This window comes from Candidatus Marinimicrobia bacterium CG08_land_8_20_14_0_20_45_22, from assembly GCA_002774355.1.
In the GTDB taxonomy this organism is placed as follows: domain Bacteria; phylum Fidelibacterota; class UBA2242; order UBA2242; family UBA2242; genus 0-14-0-20-45-22.
On record PEYN01000052.1, the window covers coordinates 1 to 11,301 of the forward strand.

General features: G+C 43.3%; 11 protein-coding genes. 1 reads left to right on the forward strand and 10 read right to left on the reverse strand.

What is annotated here, in order from left to right; genetic code table 11:
* Positions 1-246: 246 nt before the first annotated feature.
* The 10 genes from COT43_03445 to COT43_03490 all read right to left on the reverse strand — a co-directional run bounded on the left by COT43_03445 (position 247) and on the right by COT43_03490 (position 10,743).
* Positions 247-2,073 (reverse strand): hypothetical protein, encoded by a 1,827-nt coding sequence (locus tag COT43_03445; protein ID PIS29584.1) that lies wholly within the window; start codon positions 2,071-2,073, stop codon positions 247-249.
* 186 nt (positions 2,074-2,259) lie between these two features.
* On the reverse strand, positions 2,260-3,174 hold the full coding sequence (locus COT43_03450; GenBank protein ID PIS29575.1) for an integrase: 915 nt from the start codon (positions 3,172-3,174) through the stop codon (positions 2,260-2,262).
* Positions 3,175-3,267: 93 nt separating this feature from the next.
* Entirely contained in the window at positions 3,268-4,128 is an 861-nt protein-coding gene (locus COT43_03455) for a hypothetical protein (GenBank protein PIS29576.1), read from the reverse strand.
* Between the two features lie 121 nt (positions 4,129-4,249).
* Positions 4,250-4,882: a hypothetical protein gene (locus COT43_03460; GenBank protein ID PIS29577.1), complete on the reverse strand. Its 633-nt coding sequence runs from the start codon at positions 4,880-4,882 to the stop codon at positions 4,250-4,252.
* A 29-nt stretch (positions 4,883-4,911) separates the two neighbouring features.
* A complete protein-coding gene (locus COT43_03465; GenBank protein PIS29578.1) occupies positions 4,912-5,769 on the reverse strand; it encodes a hypothetical protein in 858 nt (285 codons plus the stop codon).
* A 109-nt stretch (positions 5,770-5,878) separates the two neighbouring features.
* A complete protein-coding gene (locus COT43_03470) occupies positions 5,879-6,250 on the reverse strand; it encodes a hypothetical protein (GenBank protein PIS29579.1) in 372 nt (123 codons plus the stop codon).
* A 1-nt stretch (position 6,251) separates the two neighbouring features.
* The gene (locus tag COT43_03475) at positions 6,252-7,484 is read right to left on the reverse strand and encodes a hypothetical protein (GenBank protein PIS29580.1); all 1,233 of its coding nucleotides are present in this window, start codon (positions 7,482-7,484) and stop codon (positions 6,252-6,254) included.
* Positions 7,484-8,188 carry a 16S rRNA (cytidine(1402)-2'-O)-methyltransferase gene (gene rsmI, locus COT43_03480; GenBank protein PIS29585.1) on the reverse strand — a complete coding sequence of 235 codons (705 nt, stop codon included), beginning with the start codon at positions 8,186-8,188 and terminating at the stop codon, positions 7,484-7,486. Before rsmI ends, COT43_03475 begins: the two co-directional genes overlap by 1 nt.
* Positions 8,189-8,323: 135 nt before the next feature.
* Positions 8,324-9,859 (reverse strand): aldehyde dehydrogenase family protein, encoded by a 1,536-nt coding sequence (locus COT43_03485; GenBank protein ID PIS29581.1) that lies wholly within the window; start codon positions 9,857-9,859, stop codon positions 8,324-8,326.
* 38 nt (positions 9,860-9,897) lie between these two features.
* Positions 9,898-10,743 (reverse strand): hypothetical protein, encoded by an 846-nt coding sequence (locus tag COT43_03490; GenBank protein ID PIS29582.1) that lies wholly within the window; start codon positions 10,741-10,743, stop codon positions 9,898-9,900.
* Between the two features lie 246 nt (positions 10,744-10,989).
* On the opposite strand from COT43_03490, the gene COT43_03495 reads away from it, so the two are divergent.
* Positions 10,990-11,301: hypothetical protein (locus tag COT43_03495; protein PIS29583.1), on the forward strand; the 312-nt coding region annotated here is incomplete at its 3' end.

Below are 11,301 nucleotides of genomic sequence, written 5' to 3' on the forward strand. Positions count from 1 at the left end.
AGTTAATGCGAACAAATATAGTGTCAATGTCGTTGTAATTATTTTCATGGTCGCTGTCTTTTTATTATGGCTTATAACGGTATCGGGCTATACGAAGTCCCGCTGAAAGCGGGATTTGGGCGAGTAAAACGAGCTGTATAGCCCGTGTTATATGACCCGAACGAGGTGAAGGCAAGGCTTCTGAAGGAAGCCGAAGAGTTCGAAAAACCTCTTTCATTAACGGTGGCAGGGCATCTATTCATCCATTCACCCTTTGGCAATTTCATCAAATCCCTTTAAATCCCAAATTTTCTCTGAGATCTTTTTGTATAATTCTTGACGGGCAATAATTTCTTCTTTCTTGAACTCATTATAAGGTTTAAAGGGCAAATCATATTCGGAGATAAATTTTGAAAACGAGGGATTCTTTTCATAACAATTTGTATGAAGTGAGCGAGCTAGTAAGTTTTGAGCAAAATAATGAGGAAGTTTATCCTCATATGGTAAATCACTATAACTTTTGTTGAAATCGCCAGGTAAAAGTAACAAGTCGCCCAATCTGTTCCTCATCTCATCAAACTCTCCTTCGTGATCAAATTCGTCTTTGTGTTCTTCAAATTTATCTGCCCAAATGTGTTCTATCTCGGACGGATTCTTTATTTCTTTGGAAAGATATCTTACAATATCACTATCTATACCTGATTTTTCTTCTATGAATTGCGTTATCCTTGCAAGAAAGAAGTGAACAAACTTTCTGTTTTGCTGATGTAATCGAAAAGTGTCAAGACCTTCAAGAGTTTCTTCCATCCTTTCTATTTTTGTTTTCAACGTTTCTGCCAAATCATCTAAATTCTTATCTCTTATCTCTTTCATTAATGTAAAGATACTGTAACTTATAGAACTATATCCCAATGTTCTCCGATTCACAGAACGTAATACAATAAACATCTCAATAAACTTGGATACCAAATTTATCTTTTTATTAATCGTTTTTTCATCATCCGTAGAGTTTATGCTTGCCAATATTAGTGGTGGTTGTAAAGTAAAGTTATTTTGGTAGTTATAATAAACATAAGGGAGTTCTTTGTCAAAATTAATCGAGGCTTTCCAAATTTTTTCATATACATTTGAGTAAAATGTAAATTGTTTTGTCACAAATTCATAAAAGTCATTGGGTTTCTTTAACCCCAACTCTGTTTTGTTTTCTCTTACCCATTTATGAAAAGAAGTGCCAATGATTTCGAAATCCTTGTTTGTAGCTCCCTTTTTCCTCTCTCTTATTGTTTGAGCATGTTTTGCTCGTAACCATGCCTTGAAAAAGTTAAATTCTTCTTCTTTGTCAATATCTATAAGTTTTAATATTTGTTTCTTCCATATTTCATTAGCTTCTTGTTTTTGTGTTTCATCTGTAACATTAGCAATAAGATATCCCTTAAGCATGTCTGTAGGACTTAAACTCATTCCTCTATCATTCATGGTTTCAAAAATAGTATATGCATCCTCATCAGAATAGGCAATGATTTCCACAAGGTCTACATTATCAATAAGCCAATCAATAAAGTAAGGCAAAGTACTCCCATCGGGAAAATATTCAACTATATCATTATATCTTTCTTTAATATTTTTAAGTGATATACCTCCCACATCCAACATATCTGCGCTTTCTCCTTTGAATAAATTATCTATCAATTTGTTCCTTTCCTCAACGTCTATGTTAAACGATTTCTTTCCGTATCGCTCTGAAAAAATAAGATTTTTAATATCCACTTTTTCATCGCTGTCTTTTTGTAGATTATTGAGATGTATTAGTAAAAGTGTTAGAGTTGTTAATCTTTGTTGCCCATCAATGATGAATGTTTTATCTTCTTTCTGGCTTATTATGAATGATCCTAAAAAATAGTGAGGATAATTCTGAACGGCCGTCCTTTCTTGTCCTTCCTCATAACTGTCCATAAATTTGTTTTCAAGGTCATCTAATAAAGTAGTTACATGTTCGGTTTTCCAATTATACTCTCTTTGATATACATCTATATTATATTTCTTATTTTCTAAGATTTCTCTTATAGTTTTGGATCTTCCGTCTATTTTCTTCATAGCCATATTCAATACCTCCAGTTCTAATGAATTTTATGCCCTGCCACTTCATTATGTTATTCTTATATTGAAGAGGTTTTTCGAATTTCATATAACTAGTGAATAAACGAAATCTATGGCGTATATCTGCCCGTTTTGGGTAGGATAGACGCAATATGGCGTTTATTTTGCTTTTAAAATTTATGTTCATTTCTCCTGACTTTTTGCTCTTAAAATTGCCTGGTCAAGTGGATTGGCGATTTTACCTAAGATCTTCTTGCTCACATGGGTATAAATTTCGGTCGTTTTTGAACTGGCATGTCCCAGTACTTCCTGAATGTAGCGCAGGTCAGTGCCGTTTTCCAATAAGTGAGTAGCAAATGAATGACGAAGACTGTGAACAGTGACCGGTTTCCTTATTCCGGCAATTTTTAAAGCGCGCCTGAAAACATTTTGGATACTGCGCTCCGACAAATGACTGTGACCCTCAGCGCCTTCAAACAAATAATCCGAGGGTTTATAGGCTTTATAATAATTTCTCAGTATTTCCAAAACCACATCGGATAATAGCGTGTAGCGGTCTTTTTTCCCTTTTGCCTGCCGGATATGAATCAATTTACGTTTACTGTCAATATCGTCAGCTTTTAATCTGACGACTTCACCGACCCGTAATCCGGCGGAGTAAATGAGCAAAAGCATGGTTTTATGTTTTAGATTTTCGACCGATGCAATAATCTTAAGCACATCTTCCTGATCCAGTACATCCGGTAATTTCCGTTCCTTCTTCGGTCGTGGAAGATTCCGAATAACGAAAGGCATTTTGTATAATTCGACATACAAAAATCGTAGCGCATTGAAAACCTGATTGACAGTTGAGGCTGCCACATTTTCGTTTTCTATCAGATGTAATAAATATGCCCGAATGTCATCGTTCTTGATTTTTCTCGGGTGAAGTGGCGAAATATATCGTACGAAAGCACGCAGGCAGCTGAGGTAACTTTGAATGGTCTTACCTGAGTAATTCCTTAGAAGCATCTCCTTTCGGACGGTTTCAAAAAGTCCGACGGGCAAAATTTCGTCCTTCGAACTCACAGGTATCTCTGGTGTCGAAAAGGATTTCATTTCCTCTTATTCTACAAACTAAAATCGCCAATTCCAATAAAATAGTTGGTTCTGCTGAATATCACGGATTACTGAATGAATTATGTTGTTTCCTCAGTACTGTATTTTTATCTCGAAATCCCTGCGGTCGGGCGTTTTGATCAGAATCATCTGGTCGGTCGTCGAATAATAAACGCCTTCCGCTTGCCGGTTTAAATCATCAGCCGCTTTTACGAGGGGAAGCGGACTGCTGCCAACGCTGACCCCGACCGGCGGGCGCTGGGAGATGACTTTGAACAGGTAATTCTGGCGCGGCGGCTTAAAACTGGACTTTTCGCGACTGACGAGGATTTTCCAGGCATCGGTCGTGGCTTGGCAGGTGTATTTAGTCAGAGCGTAGACGCCTTTTTCATATTCGTAAGAAGCGCCGTCATCTTCATAAAGTGTATAGGAGCTTTCGCCGGCGGGGTAGATCAGCATTTCGGTCTCGGTAATCGGTTTTTCGCCGACGTACTGCTGAACGGCCTGCATTGGCAGGAAACCGCCTGCGTGCAGGAAATAGGGAATCTGTTTCAGCGGTACTGTCTGGAGAATCCACTGTTTACCGGAATAGAATCGTTGTTGGTTCAGGTCGTACCAGTCGCCTTCAGGCAGGTAAAGCCGCTTGAACTCGTCGGTTTCGGAGAGCACCGGGGCAACCAGTAGATTATCGTCGAGCATGAATTGGTCCTGAATTTCGGTTCGGTAGCATTCCGGGTCGTCCTGGAAATTGAAAAACACCGGGCGCATGACCGGCCAGCCGTTTAGACTAGCGCTGTAAAATTCATTATAGAGGAAAGGCAGAAGGCGGTAACGCAGATTGAGAAAATCGTGCACGGCGTTTTTGACATCCACGCCAAATGTCCAGGGTTCCTTGCGGCGGGTGTCCCAGGCGGTGTGCTGGCGGAAAAGCGGGGTGAAGGCGCCGAGTTCCATCCAGCGGATGTAAAGTCTTTCCGAAGGATTACCAACGAATCCGCCAACGTTACTGACGATTGACCACCATTCACAAACACAGGCAGTCCGTTCAGATATAGCCGGAGAGCACCGCTGGTTTTCACCAAAGCGATATGCGCCCAGCTATCAACTGCCCATACAACGCATCAAACAAATAAACTTCACTGATTTTTCCGGATAATCCGCCGCGCATGAGAATGTAAGAAATCACATGATAACCGCCGCTATGCCCGGAAAGGACAATGTTCCCCAAATTCTGCACCTTGATTTTATTGTTTTGCTTCAGAAAAGTCAAAACATCAGCGATGAAACGGGAAAATCCGTCCGAATCTTCCAACTTACCGCCGAACGAGTCCGGTGCGTTTTTCGGTCCTTGCGGAATGATCAGGATGGCGTTTTTCCCGCTCGCTGAAAACTGCTCAACGAGTTTGAAAGTCGATAAAACACTGTCGATATTATTATACCAGCCGTGAAAATGTACAACGATGTCAACTTGATCCGTCTGCCGGTAGTTTTTAGGAATAAATACAGCGACGCTGGAATCGGAATAATGTTGTTCAGTCGAATAAACTTTTCCTTCATACTCATGGCCGTTCATTCTCGCCGGATGCGGAAAAGGCGCCGATGAAATCCGCGTCACGATCAGGTCGCCGTATTCTGCATAACAAGTCGATAAATCACCAGCGAAAAGAATCGACAACGAAACGATCAATCCAATAATTATTTTCCTCATTTCACCGCTTTGATGCCAATTTATTGTTGTTACAATCCAATTTCATCGCCGGGAATTTTGTTTTCGATTTTCGTATTGACATCGAAGTTGAACAGATTCTCCGGATGCGTCAGCCGAACCATTTTTACGTTTTTAATGTCATCCACTTTGACTAACTGATCGGATAAACCATTTGTGGATTTTTGGCTCGACCAGTAAAGCATGAACTTTTTGCCCGATTCGTCGATGTACCAACCAAGAAAAACGACCGAATGCCCGAGTCCGCCTTTCCATGAAATATTCAGAAAATCTCCCGGACGCGCGTCGATTGGCGAAACAACATCACCCATTTTCGTGTACTGCACCATAGAAAAATGCGTACCGAAACCATCCGCATTCCAGTATCCCCAATTCTTAACGCCGTCTTCCCGCCTGCCGCCATTTGGTTCTTGCATGCGCATCGCCTCCAGCCGAACGTCATCCAGTTTATCGCTTTGTTTAGGTAAAATCAGATTCAGCGCTTCGATAAATGCGGCATAACTGGAACTGGAGCAATAACTCGTTTTCCGCGGCGCATCAATCAACTGATGGCCGAACAGCGCAAGATCATAACCGATTGGCGATTCAGTCGGGATCGAATCTTTTCCGGTAAAATATCCGCCGCCGTCCATTGCAGTCGCTTGTACGATGTCAATCGCTTTCAGAACGAACGAATTATAACCGGAAACATATTTATCAAAAGTCGCGGCGTGCTTTGTATGATGGGCGCCGTTCTCCAAATCAGATTTTTTTAATAGAAACCATTTACCGTCCGATTGGGTCGCTATGTTTTCTTTTCCTAGATTCATCTTATTAACTTGAGCAAAGCCAAGCGCTGAAATCAAAAGAATTGCCATTAGTCGTTTCATCTAAAAATACCTCCATTCAACCACGAATGAACGCCAATAATCCAGCAGTTTCGGGATTTAGTTTTCATTTTTTAACTCCCAAACAATATTTTTTTAAAAGCTAAATCGTTCATCGCATCACGCTCATCATAAAATATCCGCCGGCGACAACCAACACGAATATGCCGTAGATTTTAACGGCTTTATTATCCATGCTTAAAAACCACTGAAAGGATTCTTTAACGCGTCCAGTTGAAATCATATAAAAAATGCCGTCAACAAACAACGCAAGACCGGCGACGAGCGCAAACCATGTCTCTTTCGTCTCTTGACGAAAATAGAGTGTCCCGAGTCCCATGGCGATCTCGGCGATTCCCATCAGGTAAAAGAGTTCCCTTTCGATCATTTGATTTAACAATTTTTTAAATAGCACCGGAAACAGAATAATGATTGCGCCTGCTATCAAAAAGAATGTGCTAATTAGAATATAGAAAAGGTTCATTTCAAAGCACTCCCAAACGATACATTTTTTCGATCATCCGCCGGAGTAACGGATTTTCCCCCGTGATTGCGCCGCTTGGACAAACCTCCTGACAGCAGAAGCAACGAATACATTGGGTATAATCGTATTTTGGCGGGCGATTGTGTCCTTTCGTCCAATTCAATGCTTTCGGACTCATCGGACACTGACGCACGCACGCGCCGCATAATGTGCATTTCTTACTGTCAATCACCGGTCGCGTCGAAACGTAATTTTTGGTTAACCGGTATTTCCAAGCCTGATTGAAACGCAATTCCTGCGAGCGTTGAACAATAAAATCCGGTCGGTAAAAATCGGAAATCGGGTCGCCAACAATGGTGATATTTTCTGCTTCCATATTACCAAGACCGAATTTCTCGCCGTAATAATTCGTCAGCACTAATTCCGGAGGAACGTTGATAATTCGACACGCCGTGGAATCCACGGAAACGGGATCGGTCGATAAAATTAGCAAGTGAAGCGGAACTAATGAGCCAAAAGTCGGGCCGTTGCCCTGCATCGCCTGAACGGCGTCCATGATGACAAGGCGTTGACGAATCAGGAGGTTTAGATCGACAAGCATTTTGGAGAAATCGGCGACCGCTGGAAGTTTAACGTGGAATTCCGGCTTCTGAAATCCGGGAACACACCCAAACAAGTTTTTAACCGCTCCGGTCAACCGCGTCAGATGATGCGTTTTAAGTTTTGGTAAATTAATCAGACCATCCGCCGACAAGATGCTCGAAGCGATGTTGAATTGTCTTCGTTGTTCGCCGCCATCTGAATAAACCGATGTTCCTGTTTCAAAATCGGCAACCGGAATTTTTAACTCTTTCGCAACGGCAGTTAAACCGGCTACCTGCGAAATATTCGCAAATTTATCGGCGGGCGGCGAGTCGCCGTAGGAAGCGTTTATTGCTTCGGAAAGGAGTTTTTTGGCGACTGCGCGAAACACCGCCGGATGCGTCGTTACGCCGTATTCCGGTTTATGGCGGCTGAGCAGATTCGGTTTGAGAATGATGGATTCGCCCTTCTGAAATAATGCAGACAAACCACCAAGCAGTTCAATTCCTCTTTCGACGGCACTTTCTACTTCCGCAAAATCATAAGATTTGCATTTGACCAGCGCAACGAGCGATTTTTTCTGAAGATTATCCGACGGCGAATTTCGAGTCGATTGCATGTTTTGCTGATTCTGCTCAGAAGAGGTTTTCATCAGATTTCCGGTTCTTTCCGTTCGGGCTTTGCGCGGCGTTTTCCTTCGACAATAATCACGAATTCGCCTTTCGGCGGCGTCAGACTAAAGTGACGGATCAGTTCGGAAATCGGCGCGCGACGAAATTCTTCAAACACTTTCGTCAATTCGCGACAACAAGCGGCAGGACGGTCGCCCAGAAAATCGTGTAAATCTTCCAGCGTTTTGACGATGCGGAACGGACTCTCGAAAATGATGATCGTTCTTGGCTCGATCGCGAGTTCTTGCAATCGCGTTTTCCTACCTTTCTTCCTCGGCAGAAATCCTTCAAAACAGAACCGATCTGTCGCAAGTCCCGAAGCAACCAGCGCCGTTAAGATGGAAGAGGCGCCGGGAATCGGAACGACTGGAATGTTATTCGCGATGGCTTTGGAAATTAATCGATAACCGGGATCGCTCAAGCCGGGCGTTCCTGCATCTGAAATGAGCGCAATGTTTTCGCCCGACAGAAGACGCGTCACCAGCTCCGAACTGCGCGATTCTTCGACTTGTTCGTAGTAACTGATCTGTTTCGTCTGAATTCCGTATCGTTTCAGCAGAATTGACGAATGGCGCGTATCTTCAGATGCGATCAACTGCACGCTTTTCAACGTTTCGACAGATCGAAAAGTTATGTCTTCGAGATTTCCAATCGGCGTTGCGACGATATATAAGGTTCCAGGAATTTTCACGGCTCTAATTTATCATTTCTAAAAAACAAAGGACAGGTAAACTTCCTATCCTTTGCCGATACTTCAGGTTTTCCCTGGCGTACCCTACACTCCAAATAATTCACACGGCTTAAATCAATCAAACTCTGGTCAATCGACGTCGAATTTGATTCCTTGAGCCAGCGGGAGTTCCTTGCTCCAGTTGATTGTATTCGTTTGTCTTCTCATATAGGCTTTCCATGCGTCGGAACCGGATTCGCGACCGCCGCCGGTTTCCTTCTCGCCGCCGAACGCGCCGCCGATTTCCGCGCCGGATGTACCAATATTGCAGTTTGCAATGCCGCAATCGGAGCCGAGATGCGATAGAAACAGTTCTTCATACTGTAAATTCTTCGTGAAAATTGCCGAACTCAGTCCTTGCGGAACATTGTTATGCTTCTCGATAGCGTCTTCAATCGTATCGTATTCAATAATGTATAGAATCGGCGCGAAGGTTTCGCTCTGGACAATCGGATATTCGTTCTTTGCTTCCATAATCGTCGGTTCGACATAAAAACCATTTTCGAGCCCCGGAATACTCACTTTATTCCCACCGTACAAAACTTTACCGCCCAATTTCTTCGCTTCCTTGATGGCTTTCATCATCGCATCGACGGCTTTTTCGTCAATCAGCGGTCCCATGAGCGTATTGGGCGTCAGTGGATTCCCAATATTTACTTGTCCATAAGCTTTTATGAGACGCGAAACAAAGGCATCTTTCACCGATTTCTGAATGATAATGCGGCGTGTTGAAGTGCAACGTTGTCCGGCTGTTCCCACCGCTCCAAATAATGTTGCGCGCACAGCCATATCGATGTCGGCGTCTTCCGCGATGATAATCGCATTATTTCCGCCGAGTTCGAGAATTGTTCTGCCCAATCTTTTACCAACGGCTTCCCCAATACGCCGTCCCATCTCAATGCTACCGGTCGAACTGATGAGCGGAATGCGTTTGTCGTTGATCAGCGTCTCGCCGATTTCTGAACCTTTACCGACAACCAGCGAAAAGACGCCTGTCAGATCGTATTTATCGATCACCGGTTCGATGATGTGTTGCACAGCGATGGCGGTCAGCGGCGCTTTGGAACTTGGTTTCCAGACACAGACGTCGCCACAAATCGCCGCAATCAAGGAATTCCAAGCCCAAACGGCGACTGGGAAGTTGAACGAAGTAATGATCCCGACAATTCCATACGGATGATATTGCTCGTACATGCGATGGCCGGGACGTTCGCTATGCATCGTTAAACCATATAGCATCCGGCTTTGTCCAACCGCGAAATCGGCTACATCGATCATTTCCTGAACTTCTCCCATGCCTTCGGCTTTGATCTTTCCCGTTTCCAGCGAGACCAATTCGCCAAGCGGTTCTTTATATTCACGGAGAATATCGCCGATCTCGCGAACGATCTGACCGCGTTTCGGTGCCGGAATCACACACCAATTTTTAAATGCCGCCTGCGCTGATTGGATGACGATTTCGTAGTCATCTTTGTTCGCTTGAATGATTTTAGCAATCGGTTTTCCGTCAATCGGTGAGTAACTGGTCAGTTCCTTGCCGCGCGTTTTAAGCCAGCCGCCAGAATGACCGAGTGTCGCACCGTAATTGACATCCTCAATTCCTAACTTTTTTAAAAATTCGTACATGTGAAAAATCTCCTTTATTGTTATTAAATATTGTTTATTCAGTCTTTGAAATCATAAATGCCAACAATTGGCAAATGATCAGAAGCGATAACGGCTTGCTCGTCTTTGATCACGCCATAGGATTTGACCGAAAACATGCTGTTGTAGAAAATATAATCGATCTTCTTCTCCGGTTCGTCAGATGGATAAGACCAACCGCTTTCCGCCAGCGACATGCCGTAATCGGCGAAATAGTAGGTTAATTCGTATATCTTGCTGGATTTGGGCTGAAGGTTGAAATCGCCCGCCAGAATCACCGGATCTTCGATCGCCCATTCTAAAATGATGTTAAGTATCTCTTTTACCTGCTTGCCACTTTCCGTCGAATCCGTGCTGAGATGCGTCGTATAGACATGCACGCGCCGGCCGCCGATATGCGTGAAAATATGTAAAAGTCCTCGCTGTTCCGAGTTGAGCCGGTTATAAAGCAGTTTGTTCTCGGCGAATTCGATAGGGAACTTGGTCAAAATGGCGTTACCATAAAACCCGCCCTGTAATTCGATGTTCCTTGCGAATGTAAAATTCATGCCGAGTTCCGCCGCGATCATCCGTGCCTGTTCGTCGCCATTCGTTCGCCTTGTTTTGTAATCGACCTCATTCAAACAAACAAAATGCGGTTCCTGCTTGCGAATAACTGAAACGATTCTCGAAATGTCATACTCTCCGTCCATCCCGACGCCATGATGGATGTTATATATCATCACGCGTATCTTTCTCGGCGCAAAGATGTTTTGGATCGCATTTCCCGGATTCGATTGGATAAAAAAGTATCCGATCACGACAAGCGCGACGATCAGTGAGAATCCAATTATTTTACCATGACGTTTTCCGGACTCTTTAGTCATTCATTCTCCAGTAAGGTACTTTCGGATCATCATTCATATCGATCTGTCGAATTGTTCTTTAAACACGGCATAAACCTAAGTTTCATCCACTTACAAAGTCAAGAAAATCTTGAAACAAACTTACAATCATTTTAGTGTTATTTAAAGCACAAACCGAAATCGCCAGCCCCATTATTCCGGTGATCGTTATTGTCTTTTAACCGTTATAGCATTAAATTTTTACGTAAGAATTGAAAGGAGAACAACGTGAATCGAATCGTCAGAATATCCATTTTACTTCTATCGCTCGGCCTCTTCTGTTCCTCATTTGCGCAGAGGAACAATCAGGAATTCCGGGCAACATGGGTGATCACACGGGAAATGATCAGTGGAAGCAATACCGTCGAACAAAACAAGACGTTGGCTCGCAGTATTTTGGACAATCATCAGGAAGGTAATTTAAACGCAGTACTCTGGCACGGCAGACAGAGCGGAACCGCTTATTATACGTCGTCCTACGAACCATGGGGTTATTATGCGGGCGGAAATTATCCCGGTTTTGATCCGCTGGCCTACGCT

What these genes read in the sequence shown, in the direction of transcription:
- COT43_03455 (PIS29576.1), bottom strand. Translation starts at nt 4,128, where the DNA reads ATGGAACTCGGCGCCTTCACCCCGCTTTTCCGCCAGCACACCGCCTGG.
- COT43_03465 (PIS29578.1), bottom strand. Translation starts at nt 5,769, where the DNA reads ATGAAACGACTAATGGCAATTCTTTTGATTTCAGCGCTTGGCTTTGCT.
- COT43_03445 (PIS29584.1), bottom strand. Translation starts at nt 2,073, where the DNA reads ATGAAGAAAATAGACGGAAGATCCAAAACTATAAGAGAAATCTTAGAA.
- COT43_03450 (PIS29575.1), bottom strand. Translation starts at nt 3,174, where the DNA reads ATGAAATCCTTTTCGACACCAGAGATACCTGTGAGTTCGAAGGACGAA.
- COT43_03490 (PIS29582.1), bottom strand. Translation starts at nt 10,743, where the DNA reads ATGACTAAAGAGTCCGGAAAACGTCATGGTAAAATAATTGGATTCTCA.
- COT43_03475 (PIS29580.1), bottom strand. Translation starts at nt 7,484, where the DNA reads ATGAAAACCTCTTCTGAGCAGAATCAGCAAAACATGCAATCGACTCGA.
- COT43_03485 (PIS29581.1), bottom strand. Translation starts at nt 9,859, where the DNA reads ATGTACGAATTTTTAAAAAAGTTAGGAATTGAGGATGTCAATTACGGT.
- COT43_03460 (PIS29577.1), bottom strand. Translation starts at nt 4,882, where the DNA reads ATGAGGAAAATAATTATTGGATTGATCGTTTCGTTGTCGATTCTTTTC.
- COT43_03470 (PIS29579.1), bottom strand. Translation starts at nt 6,250, where the DNA reads ATGAACCTTTTCTATATTCTAATTAGCACATTCTTTTTGATAGCAGGC.